The sequence below is a fragment of the Fructilactobacillus florum DSM 22689 = JCM 16035 genome, from assembly GCF_001436645.1.
GTDB classification, from domain to species: domain Bacteria; phylum Bacillota; class Bacilli; order Lactobacillales; family Lactobacillaceae; genus Fructilactobacillus; species Fructilactobacillus florum.
The window spans coordinates 1-25504 of sequence record NZ_AYZI01000010.1 but is presented as its reverse complement, the minus strand read 5'-3'; the positions used below and the strand labels follow the sequence as shown (position 1 = coordinate 25504).

Below are 25504 nucleotides of genomic sequence, written 5' to 3'. Positions count from 1 at the left end.
GAGGTGTTTGTCGTGATAGAAAAAAACGCAACAATTCCAGTTCAAGTAAAATTAACCACTACGGTGACGCAGCAAGGAGATACCACGACCCATCATTTTGTTGAAACAGGTCAGTTAGGTCAGATTCAAGGAACTTGGTATCTGCGCTTTCAAGAGACGACGGGTCACCAGACGGTTCCGGTTTCCTTTCGCTTTGATAATCAAAAGCAAGTTCGTTTGCTTCGGAACGGCGAAAACCGGCTTAATTTTTTGTTTCGTGATCAAGCAGAAACCGAAAACCAGTACCGGACCCCGTTTGGACTAGTGAAACTACAATTGAAAACGCAAGCACTACACTTGGATTTTGATGTAGAGGCGGCCGTGGGGGCATTCGAGGTTTGCTATCAGCTTCGGCAAGGAGGCGACCCGGTCGGTGACTACCAGATTAAATTGCAATTTAATTCATAAATTAGTATGATGAGATGTAACCGTGATTAAGAAAGGCGTGTGTGATTTGGAACTAGAAAACTTGGATCAAGCAAAAAAAGACGAATTATCCATGATTGAGGTAGCGCATGCAATCCTTGCGGACCAGGGGAAGACCATGCAATTCCCTGACTTAGTTAATGCCATCCAAAAGTACACTGGTTTTAGTGATGCCGAAATCAAGGATCGCTTAGTTCAGTTTTATTCAGACCTAAACGTTGATGGAAGCTTTATTTCGCTTGGAAACAATGTCTGGGGTTTGCGGACTTGGTATCCTTATGATTCAGTTGATGAAGCTACGGCTAGTGAAGGCGACGACGAACCAAAAGTTAAAAAACGTCACAAAATCAATGCATTTCTGGCAGATGCCGCTGATGACGACGATGTAATTGATTATGACAATGACGACCCAGAAGATGACGATGTGATTGATTACGATGATCAGGACGATGCTCCCGAGGATCATGCAGGGATTGATTATCACCATGACGATTCAGAAGATGATGATTTTCATGATGATTTGGATGAGCATGCGGCAGCAGAAGATCATGATGAAGCCGATGATGACGACGATGATCTTTAGACTTGACGCCATTCTGCTTTTCGATTAAAATCCTTCTTGGGCACTTTATGGGATCATAAAGGCATTCGAAACAAGGCTCCCCTACCATTAGGGGAGCCTTTTTAATTGTTGTTGTTAGATCACAGGGGGGAATTGATTATGACCAAGTATATTTTTGTCACTGGCGGGGTGGTTTCTTCGTTGGGAAAGGGGATTGTATCGGCTTCGCTCGGACGGTTACTTAAAAACCGGGGGTTGTCTGTGACGGTTCAAAAATTTGATCCCTATATTAATGTCGATCCGGGAACAATGAATCCCTATCAACACGGTGAGGTATTTGTAACTGATGATGGGACCGAAACTGACTTAGATTTAGGCCACTATGAACGGTTCATTGACAATGATCTCAACAAGTATTCCAACGTGACGACGGGAAAAATCTATCAAGAAGTTTTAGAAAGAGAACGCCATGGGGACTATTTAGGAGCCACTGTCCAAGTGATTCCACACATTACCGGTATGATCAAAGAAAAGATTATGCGTGCAGCTAAAACGACTCAGGCAGACATTGTCATTACAGAAATTGGCGGTACAGTAGGAGATATTGAATCTCTTCCATTTCTAGAAGCAATTCGCGAGATGCGTAAAGAAGCTGGTTTTAAGAACACTTATTACGTACACACGACGTTGGTACCATATTTGCGGGCAGCAGATGAAATGAAGAGCAAGCCGACCCAGCATAGTGTCAATGAACTTCGGAGTGTGGGGATTCAGCCGGACATGCTGGTTTTAAGAGCAGAGAAACCAATTACGGAAACGATGAAACAAAAAATTGCCATGTTTTGTGATGTCCCAGAAAAAAGCATTATTGAATCAATTGATGCTCCAAATTTGTATCAGTTACCACTCAGTTTTCAGGCGCAAGATATGGATGATCAGATTTTGGAACATCTTAACGTTAAAGCTCCTGAGGCCGATATGGTTGCTTGGAAAAAAATGGAACAACACATTCGCAATTTGCACAAAACCGTGCGAATTGCGTTGGTAGGAAAATATGTCAAACTGAAAGATGCTTATATTTCGGTTGATGAGTCGCTCCGGCATGCTGGCTATGCGGCTGATGCCGATGTAAAAATTGTGAATCTCGATGCGGAAACCATCACGGCAGCGAACGTAGCTGATCAGTTGGCAGGCTTTGATGGAGTGATTGTGCCTGGTGGCTTTGGAAATCGCGGGATCGAGGGAATGATAACGGCAATTCAATTTGCCAGAGAACATGACCTGCCGTTCTTAGGAGTTTGTTTAGGGATGCAAGTTGCCACGATTGAATATGCTCGCCATGTTGCCGGATTTGCTGATGCGAACTCAACCGAGTTTGATAGTGAGACCCAGCACAATGTGATTGATCTGATGGCAGATCAAAACGATGTGGATGGTTTAGGGGGCACCCAACGCTTGGGCGCTTACCCCACAAAATTAACTCCGCACACGCAGGCCGCTGCTGCTTATGACAACCAAGTTCAGATTTCTGAACGTCATCGACACCGCTACGAATTTAATAACCAATTTCGGCAGGATTTAGAGGCCGCAGGCTTGGTTATTGCTGGGACTTCACCTGACAACCATTTAGTTGAAATTGTTGAAGTTCCGCAACACCGCTTTTTTGTAGCAGCACAATATCATCCAGAATTTCTTTCCCGACCCGATCGACCAGAAGGATTATTTAAAGCATTTGTGGCCGCCGCTACTCAGTATCACGAACAAAAAAAATAAGTGTGTGATATCCTTAACTTTTTTCGAAAATCTTAGGAATGCTATTGTAATACCGCCATTTTTTACTTATGATTGAGAGCGTGACCTATAGTGAAAACAGTGAGGATTATTATACATGAGTACGATGAAAATACAGGGAGGTCGACGACTTCATGGCGACGTTACCATTGGCGGTGCCAAAAATAGCATCGTAGCACTGATTCCCGCCGCGATTCTTTCTGATACGCCAGTCAAATTCGACATGGTACCTGATATTTTAGATGTTCATAATTTGATGCTAATTCTCAAAGCCATGAATGTACCGTCAGCTTTTGCTGATGGAGTATTAAAGCTTGATCCAACTAAAATTAAAAGCGGTCGGTTACCCAGCCGTGCCATTAAAAAATTACGCGCTTCTTATTACTTTATGGGGGCTTTGTTAGGTAGATTTCACCGCGTTGAGATTAATTTCCCCGGCGGTGATAACATTGGTCCAAGACCGATTGATCAGCACATCCGTGCCTTTACGGCTCTTGGAGCGACAGTCCGAGAACATGGTGATCAGATTGTAATTGATGCAACTGACCATGGCTTGCTTGGAACGGAAATTGAGTTTGAAAAAATTTCAGTGGGGGCTACTATCAATGCGATTTTAGCTGCCACGAGAGCCACAGGCACGACGATCATTCGTAACGTTGCGCGAGAACCCGAAATTGTTGATATTGTGTCATTTCTAAACGAATTGGGAGCTCGCATCAGTGGAGCGGGTACGAATGAGATTCGGATTGAAGGAGTCGCTCAGTTGGCTGCCCACCAAACCCATATGGTGATTCCGGATCGGATTGAAGCCGGGACTTACTTAGCATTAGCTGCGGCCATTGGTGATGGGGTTCAGATTAATAATGTAATCCCGCAACATTTGCAGGCTTTTACTGATAAACTGAACGAAATGAACGTGGCTTTGGAGATTGGATCAGACAGTATCATGGTTCATCCACACCGTCAGTTACATGGCGTTCACATTAAAACTGCGCCCTTTCCTAATTTTGCGACGGACTGGCAACAACCAATTACACCGTTACTTTTGCGAGCTCAGGAGCCTAGTTTGATTGAAGACACCATCTATCCGCAACGGAAAAAACATGTTTCAGAGTTGCAAAAAATGGGTGCTCAGATTAGTATTACTCCAGAAAATCAGATTAAAATTAATCCGACCGCTGCTTTACATGGGGCTACCGTCTCAGCTGGTGAGATTCGGGCGGGCGCCTCGCTGGTAATTGCCGGATTAATGGCCGATGGCGAGACTACCATTACTAACACCGATAATATTCTACGTGGATATGACAATCTTGCCCAAAAGCTGACTAATTTACATGCTCGAGTGCAAATGATTAATGATTTAGACTAATGCTGAAAGTTGCATCACGAAATCTTTAATGGTAAACTACAAAAGTTGAGTAATTATAATCAATCTCTGGGCTGATGAGGTTCAGGGCAAAGGAGCGATATCATGAAAAAAGGCATTCATCCAGATTTTCATCAGGTAGTCTTTCAGGATTCTAGTACGGGCTTTAAATTTATTACAGGTTCGACAGCTACTTCGAAAGACACGATTACGATGGAAGATGGTAACACTTATCCCTTGATTCGGGTTGAAATCTCTTCGGATTCGCACCCCTTCTATACTGGGAAACAAAAATCAGCTCAGGCTGACGGAGCGGTTGATCGCTTCAACAAGCGTTATGGGCTTACCAACTAAGTTGCTATCAAAATAAAAGGATTAGTCATGATTGCTGACTAATCCTTTTATTTTGGTTTAAAATTGTTTGCGTGCTTGATGGACGACGAGGCAAAGATTAATCAAGACTAATCCCGCTGTCGAAAGAAAGACCCCGGAGTAATCAAAGATTGAAGAGACTAAGGAACCAATTAGTGGTCCGGTAAAGTTTCCAATTGCCTGAAATGATTGGTTCCAGCTGAAAATTCGACCGGTAACGGCTGCAGGGGTGCTTTTAGCTAAGATGGCCTGAACTGCTGGTAGCATACAAGCATTTGAAACTCCAAGTAAAAATCTAAGGGCAATTAATTCCCAAACATTGGTAACGAATGCCATGGGGATGAATAGTACTATGGCTAGTAAAAAGCCAAAAATCATGACTTTTTGGCTACCAATGCGATCTCCCAATGATCCAAACTTGGGCGCAGCAATTAATGTTGCAATTCCTGGAACGGCTGCGACAACCCCACTAAAAAAAGTGACCGTGGGTGAATTTTGCATAATTTCTTTAACGTAGAGGGAGAGAATTGGCGAGATTGACATGTTTGAGGCTTGAATAATCATGGTAGTAATGAACATTCCAAAAATCAACTGAGGATGGGGGAGTTCCTGAATGACGGCGGCCGTGTTGAGATTAGCTTCTTTGGTCACTGGTTTGAATTTTTCTTGCACAAAAAAGAGGGTTACAAAAAATACACCTAGCATTAATGCACCAGTAATGAAAAAGGTGATCCGGTAACTAAAAATTGAAGCGAGCACTCCTCCGACTAAGGGACCGAAGAGTGAACCGGAAACTCCGCCAGTTGATAAGATGCCTAGAGCCTTACCGCTCTGGCTTTTGGGAACTTGGATGGCTAAGAGAGCGTTAGAATTTGGCATGTAGCCTGAAAAGGCCCCTTGAATGAAACGTAGCCCAATTAGCATCCAGACATTGTTAACGGTTCCCATTAAAAAGACACAAATTGACATGCCTAAGGAAGCTCGCAACAGCATGACCCGCCGACCGTAACGATCTGCCAGGCTACCCCACAGGGGAGAAACAACGGCTGCTACAATAAACGAAGCAGAAAAAGCGAGACCACTGTACAGGCTAACTTGACTACGACTAAAGTCACCCATGGTATTGATGTAGAGCGATAAAAATGGCATCATCCCGCTAAACCCCATGCTGGTTAAAAAGAGACCAATCCAAAGGGCAACGAGGTTTCGATGCCAAATTTTACTCGGGACGGTCTCGCTTGGATCGGTTGGTTCATTAGATTGTTCCATTATTAGCCTCCTGGGTTCGTTGCTGTTCCATGCTGGTTAGCCAGCGGGGCAACGACTGCTGTAATTGTTGATAAGTTAAAGTAAAGTTGTTGGTATACCAAGGATCGGCAATGCTAGCTGGATGTTCATGATTTAGAACCTCTAAACAAAGGTGCAGTTTTTGAACGTGTTTAGAACCCAGTCGAAGTTGTAAGTCGGCTAGATTTTGTTGGTCCATGGTAATTAGGTAGTCGGCCTGTTGCAGTTCTTGATCAGTTACGCGGTGAGCACGGTGAGTTGCAATGTTCAAGTTGTGTTTTCGAGCACAAGCTTGTGCTTTGAGATGAGGGGGATTGCCGGTTTCCGTGGCACTGGTAGCAGCTGAGCTAATTTGATAAAATTGTTGTACCCCGCGGTTAATGGTTAGTTGTTCAAACAACGCAGCTGCCAAGGGGGAACGACAAATATTTCCAAGACAAATAAAGATTACATTGATTTTTCTCAATTTAATCAGTCCGTTTCATAAAAGTTAATATGATTATCATAGCAAGTTTACGGCTTTTTCGCATCAATTAGCTATTTTAAGAATTACTACGCTAAAATGTTGCTGCTGAGATGGTGATTCGGTAGTATAATAAAAAACGATAGATGACGAAAAGAGTACTCAAGATGTTAACTAATTTAATCTATTTAAAGGTTAGTGTCTGGGATCACTTTACAATTTCGTGGGGGATTTCCTCTGGTGATTTTGTAAATGGAATTCAGCAACTTCCCCAGAATATCATTCTAATAAATGATGATTTTGCGTCTTCCAATAGCTATAATCCGCATTCACAGTTTCCAACAATTGTCGGTCAAAGCCAGATTCGTGAATATTTGATTGGTCCGAACGGCAGCCCTAATAAGTGGATTGATTATCAAACCAAAGACCACCTAGACTCACTGCGAGACGATGAAATTGCTGATTTACTGTATCTGGCTCATATTGGCTGGCCTAATCATCAGCGGAGCCCTTTTTCACATAAACTCGGTAATCAGTTTGTTTACTTAGGCGGCCGGAACGGTTTTAAAAAAATTTATTTTCAAAGATTTACCGCCTTTACTCATGTTTTAGAGTTAAGTATCAAGCGTCATTTGCGAAACCAGCGAAACAGCAAGCGCATTTTTGCTCGACCATTGTTTGTGAAAGACCTTGAGAGTGACTTGTTGCAGCAATTAATTGAGACCAGTTTTACGGGGCTGATTTTGGCCTTTGAACTAGCGCGGGAAAGTCAACGCCAGTTTAAAATCCCTATTTTAGCGCCAAAAGCGAATCAGGAAAAGGTGCTTTGGAACACGGAGGGGCAGTTGCGGTCACAGACTGATCAACTGGGGACCCTAACGTATAATACCCTAACTAATAAATGGTCATTGCAGTTACAACATTCACAAGAAGTCGATCTTAACAATTTTAAAATTGATAAATAACCGGGTTGGAAGTTATAACCCGGCTTTGTTTTGTCAAAAGAGGAGTCAAACTAAATGAAAATGAAAATCGAAGAAGTTGCTCAAGCGGTTAGTGGCGAGCTTACCGTTCCAGTAGCAGCGTCAGAACTGGTTACTAGCGTCGACTTTGATAGCCGTAAATTAACGACGGGAGCGCTTTTTGTGCCGCTAACTGGGACCCATGATGGACATCAGTATTTAGCTAATGCGATCGAAAAAGGAGCCGTAGCAGCTTTGTGGTCTGAGGATCACCGCGACACCGCTCCCGCTGATTTTCCAGTAATCATTGTGCCAAATCCATTAGCAGCCTTACAAACGTTGGCCCGATATTATTTAACTAAAATAAATCCAAAGGTAATTGCCGTAACTGGTAGTAATGGCAAAACCACTACTAAGGATTTGATTGCCAGCATTTGTAAAACGCGTTTTAATGTCACTAAAACGCAGGGAAATTACAATAACGAAATTGGAGTACCAATTACCGTCTTATCGATGGATTCCAGCACAGAGGTTTTGGTTGTGGAAATGGGAATGGATCGACCGGGGCAACTGACCATGTTGAGCCAGTTAACTACTCCTGATATTGCGGTAATCACGATGATCGGCGAAGCTCACATCGAATTTTTTAAAACTAGGGCACGAATTGCCGATGCAAAAATGGAGATCACTAGCGGGTTACGACCGGATAGTTGGTTGATTTACAAGGGGGATGAGCCCTTGTTGCAAAAACGGGCAAGCGCATTGCCTTTCCCACAAAAAACTTTTGGAGAAAGCGATGTAAACGATTTGTACGTGACCGAGAGCCAAACTGATGATCAAAAAACAGTATTTACGACCAATGCTTGGCCCAAGCTACCCTTTACAGTGCAACTTCCAGGGCGCTACAACGTTAACAATGCGTTGGCAGCGCTGGCTGTTGGCGATGCACTGGCAATTCCGGCCCCAGCCATGCAACAAGGACTGGAAGCGGCTATTTTTACAAAAAATCGTACCGAATGGCTGCTTGGGGATCAAGGAGAAAAAATCCTCAGTGATGTTTATAACTCTAACCCAACCGCTGTTCGAGCGGTATTACAAGCCTTTGCGGCTAGCCAACCACAGGGGAAACGGATTGTGGTGTTAGGGGACATGTTGGAACTTGGTGATGCTGCTCCACAGTTGCATGCGAAATTAGCCGAGGTGCTTGACCCTAACCAATTCAATTCGGTCTTCTTGTTAGGAACTGAGATGCAGGCTTTGAAGACGGCACTTGCTGACAAATACCAACTTGGAAATAACTTGTTTTATTATGATGGGAATCAGCAACCACAATTATTACAAGAACTCCGCCAGCATCTGACTAGTAAAGATGAAGTATTGTTAAAGGGAAGTCACGGGATGCATTTAGAAATTGTTTTGCAAGGGCTACTGGGAGAAAAATCGGCGAGATGATTTGATAAATTCTTGTTTTTGGTGTAATGTTAGATGGTTATGTTTGCCAGTATTATCAATAGAATAACAATCGAACGCGGATCCTAACGGATGAATAGAAAACGGATTTTTTCTAGTTAGGATTTCGCTGATCGGGATGTTTCATTTAGGAGGAACACATTTGAATTTTCAAGATTTAGGACTATCAGATAGTCTGTTAGCGGCGGTTGCTAAAAATGGTTATGAAGAACCTACCGCCATTCAAGCCCAGACAATTCCACTGACGCTTCAAGGCGAAGATGTGATTGGGCAGGCACAAACAGGAACCGGTAAAACGGCGGCCTTTGCATTGCCGATTTTGCAAGGAATTGATGTTGATGACCCCAATGTTCAAGCATTGATTATTTCTCCCACCCGGGAATTAGCCATTCAAACACAAAATGAATTGCAAAAACTAGGTCGTTCTGAAGGAGCTCGGGCTCAAGTAGTCTATGGTGGTTCCGATATACGGCGCCAGATCTATGACTTGAAAAAACATCCACAAGTCATTGTTGGGACTCCTGGGCGTCTATTGGATCACATCCAGCGACGGACGCTCAAGTTAGATCACGTGAAGTTTTTGGTTTTAGATGAAGCCGACGAAATGCTGAACATGGGCTTTTTAGAGGATATCGAAAAAATCATTAAAGAGACTCCAACTGAGCGGCAAACGATGTTATTTTCAGCCACGATGCCTGCCCCAATTAGACGGGTTGGCTTAAAATTCATGACTGATCCTAAACAAGTTAAAGTGAAAGCCAAGGAATTAACGACGGATTTAGTTGATCAGTATTACGTTAAGGTACGCGACAACGAAAAATTTGATACGATGACGCGACTATTTGATGTTGAACAACCAGACGTCACAATTATCTTTTGTCGGACGAAACGTCGAGTGGATGAAGTTGCTAAGGGAATGGTAGCTCGCGGCTACCAAGCTGCCGGGCTGCATGGTGATTTGACTCAAAATCGGCGAACTCAGATTATGAACGACTTCAAACGCGAACGGATCAACTATCTTGTGGCTACAGATGTTGCTGCGCGGGGAATTGATGTTTCTGGAGTGACGCATGTCTATAACTTTGATATTCCTCAAGATCCAGAAAGTTATGTTCACCGAATTGGACGAACGGGTCGGGCAGGGCGTCACGGGGTATCAGTAACTTTCGTGACTCCAATGGAAATGAATTACTTGCGTGGGATTGAGAAATTAACTAAGGTACGGATGTTGCCTTTAAAGCCACCAACTAGTGATGAAGCCCTAGCGGGTCAATTAAAAGATGCTCAGACCGATGTTGCCAAATTAGTTCAGCGGACAGAAACATCCCGTTTTAGTGAGGTAGCACAGGAGTTGTTAACTAAGTATGATAGCCTTGATTTAGTAGCAGCTTTGTTAAATGAAATGTCACGTGACCAGGTCAAAGTTCACATTACACCTGAGCGACCTTTGAAAAACCGTGGTGGTCGTGGCGGTGGTTACCGTGGCAAGAGCGGTCGTTCACATAGTGGTGGCTATCGTGGCAATCGCGATCGTCAGCATGGTGGACATAGTCGTGGTCATGATCGTGACCAGCACACCCGTAATAATAAATTTGTGATTAAGAATAAGCACTAAAAGGGGCGAAAGCTCCTTTTTGTTTCTAGCCAGCTCAATTAAATGCTATGTTATAATTAATGCGTTAAAAAGGAGCTGAGAGCATGGTAATTGGTGAGCATCGGCCGGCGGAGATCATCATTGATGAGACGGCACTATATCATAATATTCATACGGAACAGCAGCTATTATCTGCTGGTACAGAAATGTTTATGGTGGTTAAAGCTAATGGTTATGGTCACGGCGCCGTTCAGGTTGCTAAAGTAGCGCGTGCTGCCGGAGCAACTGGTTTCTGCGTAGCTATCCTAGATGAGGCGCTCGAACTACGTCGGGCGGGTTTTGTTACAGAACCGATTTTAGTCTTGGGAATAACTAGCATTTCGTGTTTACCATTGATTCTGAAATACAATATTACTGTGACAGTTAGTAGCATAGAATGGCTAAAACAAGCAATTCGACAGCTGTCAGACAAACAGCTAACTAACCAACTCCGATTTTTTTTAGCACTCGATACCGGGATGGGACGAATTGGCCTGCAAACCAAAGAAACCGTCAAACAGTTTTCCATGTGTTGGCAAGCAGCGCAGACCAAGTTAGATTTTCAAGGGGTTTATACTCACTTTGCCACGGCAGATGAAAGTGACGCGGGCTACTTTGAACAACAACAGCAACGTTTTGCCACGCTTATGAGCGCACTGCCAAAGCGACCGCGCTATGTATCAGTTGCTAACTCTGCCACTAGTTTATGGCACCAAACAGTGGAGGCAAATTTAGTTCGGTTCGGGATTGCTGGGTATGGATTGAATCCGGCAGGAACGTTGCGTAAAGCTCCCTTTCAGTTACAGCCGGCGCTTAGTTTTACCAGCGAGCTTGTATTTGTGAAGCAGGTTCAGCCAGGCACTTCAATTGGATATGGGGCAACGTATACAACTCCGAAAACAGAGTGGATTGGAACACTTCCGGTTGGGTATGCTGATGGGGTTGACCGGCGTTTGCAGGGATTTCATGTGATTGTGGCGGGTCAATTTTGTCAGATTGTTGGTCGAGTGTGCATGGATCAGTTGATGATTCGACTGCCACAAAAAATGCCGATTGGAACCCCAGTAACGCTGGTGGGAACGGAAGCTAATTTAACAATTACCCTTGACGACGTGGCTAATTATTGTCATACCATTAATTATGAAGTTGCTTGCGGATATTCCGCACGACTCCCAAGATTTTATCAGGCGTGAATCGGTTAGTTTTATTTTAGGAAGCGATTATTATGATAGCGATCATCAAATATCAGCCGGGCTTATCTAATCCAGCCTGGCATTTGGATGGTGATTTGCAACCAGTGGTGATGGTACCCTTATTTTACAATCAGAATCCTTTGAACAATCAACTAGCCTATGGCTATTGTAAAATGGCGCTCATTAATCAGGAAATTGCAAATGAGTATAGGAATTGCTAATGTGCTAAAATTGTGTAATCGATAAATTGCTTTAATTAAGAACCAAGTTTAAAACGTATAAAAACGAAAGGTCAGGCTCAATGAGAGAGTTGCAAATTAAGCGAGGCGACATCTTTTATGCTGATCTATCTCCAGTGGTAGGCTCAGAACAAGGCGGATTACGACCGGTTTTGGTGGTGCAAAACAACATTGGAAACCACTATAGTCCGACGGTCATTGTTGCTGCAATTACTGCTAAGATAGCAAAGCCACGGATGCCAACCCATGTTGCAGTTGCTGCTAAAAATACAAATATTGAAAAAGATTCGGTGATTTTGTTAGAGCAGGTTCGAACGATTGATAAGCAACGGTTGCGCGATCGGGTAACCCACCTGCACGATAAGATTATGGAAGATGTTGATACGGCCCTCACGCTTAGTTTGGGACTCCGTGCGGACATCCGTTAGTTAAATTTATGGTGAAGGAGCTCATGGGTAGCTCCTTTTTGTTTGGCGCTGGGAGTGTAGTGAATGGGCTGTGTTACAATCGAGATGATTTAGGGAATCAAAGGAGTGAGTGCGATGAAAATGATTGTTGGGTTAGGAAATCCAGGAGAAAAATACCAATCGACCCGCCATAATACAGGTTTTATGGCGCTTGAAGATTTTGCTAAAGCACATCAAATTGAATTGAATCAACACAACCAAAATGCTCAGTTTGGAAGTGGTTTGTTGGAAGGTGAGAAGGTATTATTGGTCGAGCCGTTAACTTATATGAACGAATCTGGACAGGCGGTGCGTCCGCTATTAGACTATTATAAGTTGAGTCTGGATGATTTAGTGGTGGTTTATGACGATATGGATTTGCATGTTGGTCGGATTCGACTGAGAAATCATGGATCCTCGGGCGGACATAACGGGATTAAAAGTTTAATTGCACATTTAGGGACGAATCAGTTTAATCGGATTAAGATTGGAACGGACCATCCGCAGCGGCAAAGCGTTGTTTCTTATGTGTTGGGGAGCTTTAGTTTAGAACAACAAGGACCACTAGCCGAGTCGTTAACCCATGCCACGCAAGCACTTGATGATTGGGTGGCGGGGAAAGACTTCGCCCAGTTAGAAAATAAATTCAATTAAGCACGTGAAGGAGTTTTTAGTGAAATTAACAAAACCCTTTTTACAAACTAATCAGGTACAAAATGTCCTGAAGATGTTACAGCCCCATCAGCGTCAGCTAGTTACCGGCACTAGCGGGGTAGCGCAAAAGTTGTTTTTGACAGCGCTAGTTGCCAAGCAACAACAACCGCTGGTTTTTTTAACTGATACAGAAGAACATGCTGAACAGGCATGTCAGGAATTTCAAACAATGCTCCCGAAAGACCAATTGTTTTCTTTTCCAGCAGCCGAGGGGTTAGGGGCACAACTGGCAACTGATTCCGGAATTTATCAGGCTGCCCGCGTAGAAGCATTGCATGCCCTGCAGCTTGGTAAACCGGTGGTGGTAGTAGCGTCACTGGCAGGTTTGAAACATGCCCTTGCACAACCGACGCGTTTTCAAAAGTCACAGTTACAGCTAGTACCTGGGCAACAATTTGAGCTGGGAAAATTACAGCAACAACTTGTTCAAATGGGATATCGTCGAACAAAACTGGTTGATACTCCTGGTCAATTTGCGGTACGTGGTTCAATTGTCGATATCTATCCTCTGACGGCCAAGCTACCGGTGCGGCTTGACTTTTTTGACGATGAGCTTGATTCGCTACGAAGTTTTGAACCGGGAACCCAGCGAAGCCAGCAAAACTTAACCCAGGTAACGGTTTTACCGGCCACCGACTTTTTACTCACAGCGACGGACCTTGAAGCTGGTAAGCAAGCTTTGCAAGCAGCTGTACCAAAAATGACGGATTCACCACAACGACGCGAACTGCAGCAATTGCTGAAACTGCCAGTGGCAGAAACTAATAATCAGCAATGGTCGAACTACCGTAACTTCTTTTGGAAACGACCCGCATCGCTTCTAAATTATCTGGCTCCAAAGGGAATCGTAGCGTTGGACGATTATGTTCGGATTCGTGAAACAGAGCGACAAGGACAGCAGGATCAGGCAATGTCAGACATGCTTGCTGGTCAATCAAAGGTAGGGACGTTACAAAAACTATTAGAAACTGATCAACACCCCCAACTTTTGTTATCACTATTTCAAAGGGGATTAGGGCGAATGACTCTGACAGCGGTAACGGATTTGCAGATTCGACCCATGCAGCGTTTCTTTGGTCAGTTGCCCCGGCTTAAGACGGAGTTAGAACATTATCGTAATCAGGGGCGAACCGTTATTATCATGGTCGCAAATGAAGAGCGTCGGCGTCAGGTAGCGCAAACATTAGCTGACTTTAAAATTAAGGTAGCAGCGACGACGGCCACAAACATTCAACCAGGGGTAGTCCAATTAACGTCCGGCAAGTTGACAGCTGGGTTTGAATTTGCCGCTGGTAATTTAGTGGTCATAACTGAAGCTGAAATGTTTCAAAGAGTTAGTGAACGTCCTCGACCGATTCGAACTAGACAGCCGACTTTTACGAATGCCGAACGGATAAAAAATTATACGGATCTGAAACCAGGCGACTATGTTGTACACGTAAACCACGGAATTGGACGTTATGAGGGACTCCAGACCATGGAAGTCGACGGTAAACACCAAGATTATCTCGCGCTTTCATTTAAAAACAACGCCCATATTTACATTCCAGTAACCCAGCTAAATTTGATTCAAAAGTACGTTGGGTCAGAAGAAAAAGCACCTCGGTTAAACAAACTGGGCGGAAATGAATGGGCTAAGACTAAAAGTCAGGTTTCCCAAAAAGTTGATGATATGGCCGATGAATTGGTCGATTTATACGCTAAACGTGAGCAAACGGCTGGTTTTGCTTTTCCGGCTGATGATGATTATCAAAGGGAGTTTGAGGCGGCCTTTGCCTACTCACCTACCCCAGACCAAGTTCGAAGTGTACAAGAAATCAAGCATGATATGGAGCAACCTCATCCGATGGATCGACTGTTGGTCGGAGACGTAGGCTATGGTAAGACGGAAGTAGCCATGCGGGCAGCTTTCAAAGCGGTCTGTGCGGGGAAGCAGGTTGCAATGCTAGTTCCAACTACCGTCTTAGCACAGCAACATTATGAGACCTTCCAAAATCGTTTTTCTGATTTCCCGGTCACAATCGGTGGCTTGTCTCGGTTTAATAGTGCCAAAGAAACGCGGACCATTCTCCAAAAATTGAACGATGGTCATATTGACATTATTATTGGAACTCATCGATTACTCTCAAAGGATCTTCACTATCATGACCTTGGACTTTTAATTGTTGATGAAGAACAGCGATTTGGGGTTAAGCACAAGGAAAAAATTAAAGAACTTAAAAAAAATGTGGATGTTTTGACCTTAACTGCTACTCCGATTCCACGAACCCTCAACATGTCAATGATGGGAGTTCGAGATCTATCGGTCATTGAAACGCCTCCGGCAAATCGGTATCCAATTCAAACCTTTGTTTTGGAACAAAATGATGCCACAATTGTGGATGCTAGTCGTCGGGAAATGCAAAGAAATGGACAGATTTTTTATCTGCATAATCGAGTCAAAGATATTGATCAAACGGTAATGAAGTTACAGCGGTTATTACCAGATGCTCGGATTGGTTTGATCCATGGAAAGCTGACGGAAAATCAACTGGAACAGATTTTGTTTGATTTCATTAACGGGGCTTATGACATCTTAGTGACAACGACAATCATTGAAACAGGGGTTGATATGCCGAATGTGAATACGTTATTTGTTGAAAATGCTGATCGAATGGGTCTATCACAACTATATCAACTGCGAGGACGGATTGGTCGGAGCAATCGAATTGGGCAAGCGTATTTTATGTATCAGCCAGATAAGGTGTTGACCGAGGCTGGAGAAAATCGATTAGAAGCGATCAAGGATTTTACAGAATTAGGTTCAGGTTTTAAAGTGGCCATGCGTGATTTGTCAATTCGTGGAGCTGGGAATGTTTTAGGTCGAGCTCAGCATGGGTTTATTGCTTCGGTTGGCTATGATATGTATACTAAGATGTTATCAGACGCAGTGGCTTCAAAGCAGGGGAAACCTGCGCCATTGGCCAAGACGGATGCGGAACTAGATTTAGGTATCGAAGCTTACTTGCCCAGCAGCTACATTAGCGATCAACAACAAAAGATTGAAATGTATAAGCGATTACGCCAAATTGAAAATGACTCCCAATTTAACGAATTACGTGATGATTTGATTGATCGATTTGGTGAATATCCCCAGCCAGTGGCAAATCTACTAATGGTCGACAAACTCAAAATGCGAGCTGATTATGCCCAAGTTGAGCAGATTAAAAAGCGCGCCGATCACTTAGAAGTTGTGCTTAGTCCGGCAGGAACCACGCAATATAGTAGTAAAGAAATTTTACATGCAATTGCTGCGACAAAGTTTCGATCAATCATCAAGCAGAACCACGATAAATATCAAATTGAATTAGTGATCCAGCCAACGATGGCGTCAGCCGAGTGGCTCCTAGAGCTAGATCATTTCCTACAGGCGCTAGAAGTTAGTCGTGATAAGCAGCGCCAGCAGGAATCAGCAAAGGAGAATTTGCATGCGAATTGATAAATTTTTAAAGATGGCTAGAATTATTAAACGACGACCGGTTGCAAAAAAAATTACAGATCAAGGGCGCGTACTTATTGATGGGAAAGTAGCAAAATCTGCTAGTTTAGTTAAAACAGGGGACCAGCTTACCATCAAATTTGGAAATAAGACGCTAGTTGTAAGGGTTACAGCCGTAGTGCAAACCACTAAAAAAAGTGATGCTGAGCAAATGTATGAGGTAGTTTCAGAAACTTACGAACGTGACTATCAAAAAGAATCAGAGGAACTCTTGTAAAATACAATTTGTTGTTGTAACATGACTGGTAAAGTTGCTAGGTAGTTGTGGAGGAGGATTATCGTGGAAAAGCGAACTAATGTAGCTCAGTTGCATGCAGCAATTGGAACCAAACACCAAAGACGGTTACTATCTCCACGACGGGCGCGTCGAGCGTTGATAATTAGCGCACTAATTGCGGTTATCCTAGTATTTTTGACTTTGCAATGGTTTGGTGCCCGAGTACAACTACACCAGCTCAATGCTAATATCAGTAAAGAGCAGGTTCGATTGGAACGTCAACACCAGCGCCAATCTCAGTTACAGCATCGACAAAAATTATTGAAAAATAACGATTACATTAAAAGTCAAGCGCAGACGAAGTATGGTTATACTAAACCAGGTGAAACGAATTTTCGGCTAATGAACCATAAATAAGCACAGGTTATTACCGGACGTGAAAAAACTTAAACAAGTTTTTTCACGTCTTTTTACTATGCTATAATACGGATTAAGTAATTATGAACAGAGGAGGATTAAGTTTTTGGGGCTTGCAGTTGGAGAGATTGTTACAGGAAAAGTTACTGGAATTACTGGATTTGGAGCGTTTGTTGACCTTGGTAATCGCCAGACTGGACTAGTTCACATTAGTGAAGTTTCGTCTGAGTATGTCAAAGATATTCATGACGTGTTAGCGGTGGGCGATGAGGTCGCAGTGAAGGTCACTAAAATTGGTTCTGATGGCAAGATTGCGCTTTCGATTCGCAAGGCCAACTCGCAAGATTCAGCACGAAAATCAGGTCAAACTGATTCAAAACGTCATTCAATGGGGCAACCAGCAACTACTCCAAAACCACGTGGCACTCGTGCTAATCACCAAACGACGGGCGAATTTGATGATCTACTTTCTAATTTTTTAAAGGAAAGTGAGCATCGCTTGTCAGATATTAAAAAGAATACCGAAGGAAAACGCGGTGGTCGCGGTGGTCGTCGCAAGTAAAACCAGGGTGGTTTCCTGGTTTTTTGTTTAAAGGGGGCGCAGCAGTGCGTGGATTTACAACAAAAAATAGATAAATTGGTAGCGCAACACCAATGGTGGGAGCCAGGAGAAAATGTGGTTGTAGCAGTATCTGGAGGCATCGACTCAATGGTACTGTTAGATTTGTTACAAAGACTAGGAACGGACCGACCAGCTTTAATCATAGCGCACGTTAACCACCGCTTACGCGCAAACAGTACCCATGAAGCAGCTGCATTACAAAGATATTGTGAGGTTCGCAAGCTCCCCTTTTTTATGACTAACTGGAAGCATGGAGAGCTTGATCATGGGATTGAGGAGCAAGCCCGCCAGTTTCGTTACCGTTTTTTTGCCGAAATCATGAGGACAACCGGTGCGCACTGGCTCCTAACCGCCCACCAGCAAAATGATCAGGCGGAAACCGTTCTAATGAAGTTGATTAGAACTGGCAATCTGGCAGCCGTTAGTGGCATGCGTCAGGTTCGCTTTTTTCCACCAGGACGGTTATTAAGACCGCTATTAACGGTTTCAAGAACTGAAATTGAAACATATGCCGAAAGAAGGGCATTAACCTGGTCAAAAGACGAAAGTAATGCGACCAATGCTTTTTTGCGAAATCGGATTCGTCACCAAGTATTGCCAGCCCTTGTGAAGGAAAATCAGCAAGCAGTTGCACATTTGGCAGCATTTGCCACTAACCTACAGCAGCAAAATGATCGAGAAGTGGTGTCTCTAGATCAAACCTTATCTCCATTGAAAATTACCAAGGGTTCGCAAGCAATTGGGCTACCACTTCCCTTAGTAACTACGAATGTTGCAGGAGCGGTTCGCTGGTTATTAGGGCAATTGACGAGCAAAGTGCAAATCAGTGATCGACAATGTCAAGAAATTGCAAAATTGCTTGCCAATCAAGCCAAGCCGCAGGGTCAGTTAGACTTAGGATCAGGGTATGTTTTGCAAAAAACTTATCAGCAGTTAACGATTAGTTGGCAGGGAAATAATTACGGGGAATGCCCCCAAAAAGTCCCAACTTTTGTGGTAAGATTAAACCACTGGTATCCATTAGCAGCAGGTCGTTGGTTTAAAGTATCCAAGGAGCCAGGTTCAAACCCACCACACGGGGGAACTAGGTTTGCTTTGCGAGCTGATCAGTTGCCCTTACGGGTTCGTCGTAGCCGTCCGACTGATCAACTTCGATTGGCTAACGGTGGTCATAAAAAACTTCGGCGGGTCTTTATTGACCATAAATTGGCAACTGAAAACCGGCAGCTTTCACAGACCCTGGTCACCAGTGATGGCGTAGTGCTAGCGGTTTTGGGAGTTCAGAGTAGTGTATTAATTCCCCAAACAATGGCTGATCATTATTTACTGAGGTTGAAATGAAAGGATTAATAATGGATAATGACATCCAACGAGTGTTGTACAGCGAGGCAAAGATTCAGGAAACCTGTAAACGGTTAGGCTCACAACTAACGAACGTTTATCGATCTAAACGTCCGTTAGTGGTTTGTGTGCTGAAAGGGGCAGTTCCTTTCACCGCCGATTTAATTAAGCGTATGGACGTATACATGGATCTTGATTTTATCGATGTGTCTAGCTATCATGGGGGAACTAAATCTTCTGGAACGGTAAAACTGCTCAAAGATTTAGATACATCAGTTGCTGGTCGGGATGTTTTGTTTGTCGATGACATTGTCGATACTGGGAAAACACTGGTGTATTTGCAACGGCTCCTAAGAAATCGGGGAGCAGCTTCAATGAAGGTTTGTACTCTGATGGATAAACCTGAAGCTCGTCCCAATGATGGAGTCAAGGCTGATTACGTTGGTTTTCAAGTTCCCAATGAATTTTTAGTTGGGTATGGTCTAGATTATCAAGGCAAATATCGAAATTTGCCGTATGTTGGAATTCTAAAACCAGATATTTATCAAGCGTAATCAGTCGTTTACCATTTAAAAAAGTGATAGAATTTTAATATTAACTAATAATGTAGCGTGGAGGACTTAAATGAAAAACAATCGAAATGGGCTGTTTCGTAGTAGTCTGTTTTATATAATCATGTTTGTATTAGTGATGGGTGTCATTCTCTTCGCCACTGGCGGGAGCGGAACAAAACCAGCGCAGACCCAAAAGATTCAATCTAGTCAATTTGTTAACGATTTAAAGCAAAACAAAGTTAAAAAGTACGGGATTGAATCTGCTAATGGTGTTTATAAAATCACCGGTGAATATCGAAAGCCACAAGAAGTCAAGAATAACAACAATAATAACGGTTTTCCGTTTAAGTTTGGGAACAAAGGTCTAGTTAAACAGAATACTAAACAGACCAAAACGAAGCAGTTTTCGACTAACCTGGTCAAAAGTGATGCAACGGTTCGTGAAATTAACGGTTTGTCCAAACAGCATCAAGTTGAAGTAAATGCAACTCCTACCCAGTCAAATGGGTTTTGGTTAAATCTGATTGTTTCAATTTTGCCATTGATTATTTTCATTTACTTATTTTATATTATGATGCGACAAGCTGGTAGCGGAGCTGGTGGTCCGGGCGGAGTCATGAAGGTCGGGAAGAGTCAGGCCAAGCCCGTTAAAAGTAAGGTACGCTTTAGCGATGTTGCTGGTGAAGATGAGGAAAAACAAGAATTAGTTGAAGTGGTTGAGTTCTTGAAAGATCCTAAAAAATTCACTAGTCTCGGAGCGGTGATTCCTAAGGGGGTCTTGTTAGAAGGACCTCCAGGAACTGGAAAAACTTTATTGGCAAAAGCAGTGGCAGGAGAGGCCGATGTGCCTTTTTACTCCTTATCAGGATCTGATTTTGTGGAGATGTTTGTCGGAGTTGGTGCTAGTCGGGTTCGTGATTTATTTGCTCAAGCAAAGAAAAACGCTCCAGCCATAATCTTCATCGACGAAATTGATGCAGTTGGTAGAAGACGTGGCGGCGGTATGGGTGGCGGTCACGATGAACGTGAGCAGACTTTGAATCAGCTGTTGGTTGAAATGGATGGTTTTTCTGGCAATGCTGGAGTAATTGTAATTGCTGCAACCAACCGATCCGATGTCCTTGATCCAGCCTTGACGCGTCCAGGTCGATTTGATCGGAAAATTTTGGTAGGTCAACCGGATGTTCGTGGTCGAGAAGCAATTTTAAAAGTTCACTCAAAAGATAAGCCAATTGATTCCTCAGTTGATTTGAAAGAAATTGCGAAGCAAACTCCTGGTTTTGTAGGAGCAGATTTGGCGAACCTCTTGAATGAAGCGGCGCTTCTGGCTGCACGTCGAGATAGTAAGGTAATTACTGCTGCTGATTTAGATGAAGCCGAGGATCGGGTAATTGCCGGACCAGCCAAGCGGAATCGAATTATTAGCCAGCACGAACGTGAAGTAGTTGCAAATCATGAAGCCGGGCATACGATTGTGGGATTAGTCCTGAATGATGCACGGGTTGTTCATAAGGTGACAATTGTTCCTCGTGGTCGCGCTGGTGGTTACGCTATCATGCTTCCTAAAGAAGATCAGCAACTCTTGTCGAAAAAGGATGCCATGGAACAAATTGCTGGAATGATGGGTGGTCGCAGTGCTGAAGAAATTGTGTTTGATTCCCAATCATCGGGAGCTTCCAATGATTTTCAACAGGCGACGCAAATTGCCCGCGCAATGGTTACGCAGTACGGAATGACGGATGAATTAGGAACGGTCGCTTTAGAGGATCCTAATGCTGATCCGTATGCTGCTCGTAAATATTCTGAAAAAACTGCTGCTGAAATCGATAAAGCAGTCAAAGATTACACGGCTGCAGGTCATGAACAAGCCTTGCAAATTATTTCGGAGCATCGCCAGCAACATAAAGCAATCGCTGATGCATTATTGAAATATGAAACTCTAGATGAGAAACAGATTTTGAGCTTGTACAAGACGGGAAAATTACCTGCTACTGACCAGCATGATGAAGATGATTCTGAGTCGTTCAAACAGGCTCAACGTCATGCTGAAACTCACGATAACGAGGAAAACCGCGAGATTACTGATGACATTAAAGATGATCAGGGTCAACCGGACGATTAGTTCAATAGTCGCAAAAGAACGTAAGCATTGTGCTTGCGCTCTTTTCGAATTGAAGGGAGTTAGATATGGCGATGGATCAAGAGTTAGTCAAGGCAGTTACTACTGACAATAATTTTCGCGTGTTGCTGCTGAATGGTCAATCCGTAGTTGAAACTGCTCGGCTTAGTCATCATTTGACGAAAACAACAACTACCGTATTAGGACGGGGATTGCTCGCAACGCTGTTGCTTGCAAGTTCCGTTTTAAAGGGAACAGAAGGGTTGACGGTCAGGTTAAACGGACAAGGACCGGTTGGTGGTATGTTGATTGATGCTGATGCGCACGGGACGGTTAAAGGTTATCTTCAACACGGTCAGGTCGAATTACCCCTCCTGGCTAATGGCGACGTTGACGTTGCTAGCGCAGTTGGAACCGATGGATTTTTAGAGGTTTTAAAAACCCAAGGAAATTTAGATCCATATACAAGTACGGTTCCGCTAGTCACTGGACAGATTGGCAGTGATTTTGCATATTATTTGGCCAAATCAGAACAAATTAACTCAGCAGTTGGAGTTTCAGTCGTGTTAGATGAGCATGGTCAAGTTAAGACGGCTGGTGGTTATTTGATTCAAACATTACCAGATGCTGATAATACAGCAATTGCTGCGTTAGAAGAACGACTGCCAACGCTTCCTTCGATTGCAACTATGCTAACTACTGCTACGGATCCAGTTAAGTTAGCGGCGATGTTATTACCCGATGAACCAGTCAAAGTGTTGAGTCAAGAGCAAGTCGCTTTTGCATGTGATTGTTCAAAAGCTCAGTTTGCACAGAGTTTAGCAGGACTTAGCAGTTCTGAATTACGGCAATTGATCACGGAAGATCATGGTGCTGAGGTTGTTTGTCATTTTTGTGGGGCACGATATCAATTTTCAGCAACTGAATTACAACAGATTTTAGCTGAGAAAGGAAAATTATGAAAACAAATAGAGCTTGGAAAATCGGTGATCTAAAGATTGATAATCCGGTTGTCGTTGCTCCGATGGCGGGAGTAACTAACTCAGCCTTCCGGTTGATTTGTAAGAATTTTGGTGCGGGACTTGTCGTTTGCGAAATGATTTCTGATCGGGCGTTGATGTACAATAACAAAAAAACCCTCCAAATGATGAATGTTGAAGCTGCTGAACATCCCATGAGTATTCAGATTTTTGGCGGGAGCAAAGAAACTTTAGTTGAAGCTGCTAAGTTCATTGATCAAAAAACGGCGGCCGATATTATTGATATCAATATGGGTTGTCCGGTTAATAAAGTGGTCAAGACTGATGCAGGGGCTCGGTGGTTATTAGATCCGCAAAAAGTTTACGAGATGGTTTCTTATGTTACAGATGCAGTTTCCAAACCGGTAACAGTAAAGATGCGGACGGGATGGGATGATGATCATTTATATGCCGTTCAGAATGCATTGGCTGCTGAAAAAGCTGGAGCTAGTGCGATTGCTATGCATGGTCGGACTAGAGAACAGATGTATTCGGGACACGCTAATTGGGAAATCTTAAAAGAGGTTGCTGACGCGTTGACGATTCCATTAATGGGAAATGGTGATGTGACTAGCCCCCAAATGGCTGCTCAAATGTTAGATGAAGTTGGTGCGACGGCCGTGATGATGGGTCGGGCGGTTGAAGGAAATCCATGGATTTTACGGCAAACGGAACATTACCTATCCACGGGAGAATTATTACCAGTGCCAACGGTTGCCGAACGCATGCAAATGGCCAAGGATCATTTGCATGGCTTAGTACAATTAAAGGGTGATCGGGTTGGTGCGCATCAATTTCGTGGGCATGCGGCCTATTATCTGAAAGGAGTTTCACACTCGGCGCGAACTAAAGTGGCTCTTTTTAATGCTGATAGCGAAGCCCAAATGGATCAGATTATTGATGATTTTGTTGCAAAAACAGAACAACGTCAGAAAAAAGACCTGCTGACGGCGCAGCACTAGAAATTTCTATGATAAAATTATGTTACTTAATTTAGTTTGGAGGAGAAACGGTGGCACAAGATCCGAAACAACAACGCAAGCAAGCTCGCCAGATGAATGATCAAATGCGGGTTCGTCGTGAAAAAATGAATGATTTGTTAGCAGAGGGCATCGATCCTTTTGGTCATGAATTTAAACCAACTGCCTTAGCAGCAGAATTGGATCAAAAATACGATCAATTCAGCAAAGACGAGCTAGAGAATAAACACATTGAGGTAACAGTTGCAGGTCGGATGATTGCTAAACGGGGAAGTGGAAAGGTTGGTTTCGCTGACTTATTAGATCGTTCTGGCAAGATTCAGATTTATGTGCGAAAGGATGTTGTTGGCGAACAAGCTTATCATATTTTTAAGCGAGCTGACATTGGTGACTTCTTAGGTTTTACTGGAGAAGTGATTAAGACTGATATGGGTCAGTTGACGATTCGTCCTACTAAGGTCACCTTTTTGTCTAAAGCATTGCGACCACTACCCGAAAAATATCATGGGCTTCAAAATAAAGAGCAAAAGTATCGGCAACGATATCTAGATTTGATTTCTAATCGGACTAGCTTCGACCGCTTCCAACAACGGGCACAGATCATTAAAGCGGTGCGTAGTTATCTAGATAATGATTTGGACTTTACTGAAGTTGAGACACCAGTTTTACATTCCTCTGCTGGTGGTGCCTCGGCTCGCCCCTTTATTACCCATCATAATGCGTTAGACATTGATTTATACCTGCGAATTGCGCTAGAGTTACATTTAAAGCGTTTGATTGTCGGGGGAATGGGTCGTGTCTATGAAATTGGGCGGGTCTTTCGTAATGAAGGCATGGACAAAGAGCACAATCCGGAGTTCACAGAACTTGAAAGTTATGCGGCCTATTATGACTTTTATGATGTGATGGATGAGACTGAGGGAATTTTTCGCAGTGCTGCCAAAGTGGTTAGTCCTGATTTGAAGATTGAATATCAGGGACAACCGGTAGATTTGGGGCAACCATTTAAGAGAATTCACATGGTTGATGCGATTAAAGAAAAGACGGGAGTCGACTTTTGGCCCAAATTATCAACAGAACAGGCTCGCCAGCTTGCTGATCAACATCAGGTTTCTTATGAAAATTACTGGCAAACCGGGCACATTATCAATGCCTTTTTTGAAAAATTTGTAGAACCAACGATTAAAGATCCGACGTTTGTTTATGGTCATCCAATTGAGATTTCACCGTTAGCTAAGAAAAATGCTGATGATGCAAGATTCACTGATCGATTTGAACTTTATATTTTGGGAAATGAGTATGCAAATGCCTTTTCTGAATTGAATGATCCAATTGATCAACGACAACGGTTTGAGGCTCAGGCGCAAGAACGAGTTGACGGAAACGAAGAAGCGCAAGGAATTGATGATGATTATGTGAAGGCTCTCGAATACGGGATGCCTCCTACTGGCGGACTTGGAATTGGGATTGATCGGTTAGTGATGTTGCTAACGGATGCTCCTTCTATTCGTGATGTTTTGTTATTTCCAACTATGCGACCAGAAGATTGATTTTGGTAAGCCCTTTGTTTTGAAAGGGCTTTTTTTTATGAATAATTTGATAAGCTATTGACAAGCGCCATCAGAGAAGCTAAGCTATTACTTGTGCTTAAAAGGAAGTGATTCCTTGTTAGATTTTTATCAATGATTTATTTGATTAAATTCATTGACAAATATTTACTAACGCGCTATGATA

The 25504-nt window shown here is 43.2% G+C and carries 24 protein-coding genes; 22 read left to right on the top strand and 2 right to left on the bottom strand.

Features of this window, described 5'->3' with window-relative positions:
• The first annotated feature begins 12 nt into the window (after nucleotides 1-12).
• The 5 genes from FC87_RS05880 (at nucleotide 13) to FC87_RS05860 (ending at nucleotide 4538) form a co-directional block, all read left to right on the top strand.
• Complete coding sequence (locus FC87_RS05880) at nucleotides 13-447, top strand: YwiB family protein (RefSeq protein WP_035421936.1); 435 nt, start codon at nucleotides 13-15, stop codon at nucleotides 445-447.
• Nucleotides 448-493: 46 nt separating this feature from the next.
• Nucleotides 494-1048 (top strand): DNA-directed RNA polymerase subunit delta, encoded by a 555-nt coding sequence (gene rpoE / locus FC87_RS05875; RefSeq protein WP_009167332.1) that lies wholly within the window; start codon nucleotides 494-496, stop codon nucleotides 1046-1048.
• Between the two features lie 138 nt (nucleotides 1049-1186).
• Complete coding sequence (locus FC87_RS05870; protein ID WP_056961879.1) at nucleotides 1187-2800, top strand: CTP synthase; 1614 nt, start codon at nucleotides 1187-1189, stop codon at nucleotides 2798-2800.
• A 115-nt stretch (nucleotides 2801-2915) separates the two neighbouring features.
• On the top strand, nucleotides 2916-4187 hold the full coding sequence (locus FC87_RS05865) for a UDP-N-acetylglucosamine 1-carboxyvinyltransferase (protein ID WP_009167330.1): 1272 nt from the start codon (nucleotides 2916-2918) through the stop codon (nucleotides 4185-4187).
• Between the two features lie 102 nt (nucleotides 4188-4289).
• Nucleotides 4290-4538, top strand: coding sequence for a type B 50S ribosomal protein L31 (locus FC87_RS05860; RefSeq protein WP_035421932.1), 249 nt, complete (start codon nucleotides 4290-4292; stop codon nucleotides 4536-4538).
• Nucleotides 4539-4595: 57 nt separating this feature from the next.
• On the opposite strand, the gene FC87_RS05855 is transcribed toward FC87_RS05860, so the two are convergent.
• Nucleotides 4596-5825, bottom strand: coding sequence for a multidrug efflux MFS transporter (locus tag FC87_RS05855; protein ID WP_009167328.1), 1230 nt, complete (start codon nucleotides 5823-5825; stop codon nucleotides 4596-4598).
• Nucleotides 5812-6309, bottom strand: a complete 498-nt coding sequence (locus tag FC87_RS05850) for a low molecular weight protein-tyrosine-phosphatase (protein WP_035421931.1) — start codon at nucleotides 6307-6309, stop codon at nucleotides 5812-5814. Before FC87_RS05850 ends, FC87_RS05855 begins: the two co-directional genes overlap by 14 nt.
• Nucleotides 6310-6473: 164 nt before the next feature.
• Between FC87_RS05850 and FC87_RS05845 the strand changes: the two genes are divergently transcribed.
• The 17 genes from FC87_RS05845 to lysS all read left to right on the top strand — a co-directional run bounded on the left by FC87_RS05845 (nucleotide 6474) and on the right by lysS (nucleotide 25320).
• Nucleotides 6474-7271 carry a hypothetical protein gene (locus FC87_RS05845; RefSeq protein ID WP_009167326.1) on the top strand — a complete coding sequence of 266 codons (798 nt, stop codon included), beginning with the start codon at nucleotides 6474-6476 and terminating at the stop codon, nucleotides 7269-7271.
• Between the two features lie 54 nt (nucleotides 7272-7325).
• Entirely contained in the window at nucleotides 7326-8720 is a 1395-nt protein-coding gene (locus FC87_RS05840) for a UDP-N-acetylmuramoyl-tripeptide--D-alanyl-D-alanine ligase (protein WP_035421927.1), read from the top strand.
• Between the two features lie 160 nt (nucleotides 8721-8880).
• Nucleotides 8881-10353, top strand: a complete 1473-nt coding sequence (gene cshA, locus FC87_RS05835; protein ID WP_009167324.1) for a degradosome RNA helicase CshA — start codon at nucleotides 8881-8883, stop codon at nucleotides 10351-10353.
• A gap of 83 nt (nucleotides 10354-10436) precedes the next feature.
• Nucleotides 10437-11564: an alanine racemase gene (gene alr, locus FC87_RS05830; RefSeq protein ID WP_054691069.1), complete on the top strand. Its 1128-nt coding sequence runs from the start codon at nucleotides 10437-10439 to the stop codon at nucleotides 11562-11564.
• 32 nt (nucleotides 11565-11596) lie between these two features.
• Nucleotides 11597-11785 carry a hypothetical protein gene (locus FC87_RS05825; RefSeq protein ID WP_009167322.1) on the top strand — a complete coding sequence of 63 codons (189 nt, stop codon included), beginning with the start codon at nucleotides 11597-11599 and terminating at the stop codon, nucleotides 11783-11785.
• Nucleotides 11786-11865: 80 nt separating this feature from the next.
• A complete protein-coding gene (locus tag FC87_RS05820) occupies nucleotides 11866-12231 on the top strand; it encodes a type II toxin-antitoxin system PemK/MazF family toxin (RefSeq protein WP_035421923.1) in 366 nt (121 codons plus the stop codon).
• A 114-nt stretch (nucleotides 12232-12345) separates the two neighbouring features.
• The gene (gene pth, locus FC87_RS05815) at nucleotides 12346-12903 is read left to right on the top strand and encodes an aminoacyl-tRNA hydrolase (protein ID WP_009167320.1); all 558 of its coding nucleotides are present in this window, start codon (nucleotides 12346-12348) and stop codon (nucleotides 12901-12903) included.
• Between the two features lie 73 nt (nucleotides 12904-12976).
• Entirely contained in the window at nucleotides 12977-16441 is a 3465-nt protein-coding gene (gene mfd / locus FC87_RS05810; protein ID WP_056961906.1) for a transcription-repair coupling factor, read from the top strand.
• Nucleotides 16431-16718, top strand: coding sequence for an RNA-binding S4 domain-containing protein (locus tag FC87_RS05805; RefSeq protein ID WP_009167318.1), 288 nt, complete (start codon nucleotides 16431-16433; stop codon nucleotides 16716-16718). Before mfd ends, FC87_RS05805 begins: the two co-directional genes overlap by 11 nt.
• Nucleotides 16719-16781: 63 nt before the next feature.
• Nucleotides 16782-17135, top strand: coding sequence for an FtsB family cell division protein (locus FC87_RS05800; RefSeq protein WP_054691071.1), 354 nt, complete (start codon nucleotides 16782-16784; stop codon nucleotides 17133-17135).
• Nucleotides 17136-17241: 106 nt separating this feature from the next.
• A complete protein-coding gene (locus FC87_RS05795; RefSeq protein WP_009166475.1) occupies nucleotides 17242-17697 on the top strand; it encodes a S1 domain-containing RNA-binding protein in 456 nt (151 codons plus the stop codon).
• A 48-nt stretch (nucleotides 17698-17745) separates the two neighbouring features.
• The gene (tilS, locus tag FC87_RS05790; protein ID WP_056961878.1) at nucleotides 17746-19098 is read left to right on the top strand and encodes a tRNA lysidine(34) synthetase TilS; all 1353 of its coding nucleotides are present in this window, start codon (nucleotides 17746-17748) and stop codon (nucleotides 19096-19098) included.
• 11 nt (nucleotides 19099-19109) lie between these two features.
• A complete protein-coding gene (gene hpt, locus FC87_RS05785; RefSeq protein WP_009166473.1) occupies nucleotides 19110-19652 on the top strand; it encodes a hypoxanthine phosphoribosyltransferase in 543 nt (180 codons plus the stop codon).
• Nucleotides 19653-19722: 70 nt separating this feature from the next.
• Entirely contained in the window at nucleotides 19723-21774 is a 2052-nt protein-coding gene (gene ftsH, locus FC87_RS05780; protein WP_009166472.1) for an ATP-dependent zinc metalloprotease FtsH, read from the top strand.
• 65 nt (nucleotides 21775-21839) lie between these two features.
• Complete coding sequence (gene hslO / locus FC87_RS05775; protein WP_009166471.1) at nucleotides 21840-22733, top strand: Hsp33 family molecular chaperone HslO; 894 nt, start codon at nucleotides 21840-21842, stop codon at nucleotides 22731-22733.
• Complete coding sequence (gene dusB / locus FC87_RS05770) at nucleotides 22730-23752, top strand: tRNA dihydrouridine synthase DusB (RefSeq protein ID WP_009166470.1); 1023 nt, start codon at nucleotides 22730-22732, stop codon at nucleotides 23750-23752. The genes hslO and dusB overlap by 4 nt, the downstream gene beginning before the upstream one ends.
• Before the next feature lie 92 nt (nucleotides 23753-23844).
• On the top strand, nucleotides 23845-25320 hold the full coding sequence (gene lysS, locus FC87_RS05765; protein ID WP_056961904.1) for a lysine--tRNA ligase: 1476 nt from the start codon (nucleotides 23845-23847) through the stop codon (nucleotides 25318-25320).
• Nucleotides 25321-25504: the final 184 nt, after the last annotated feature.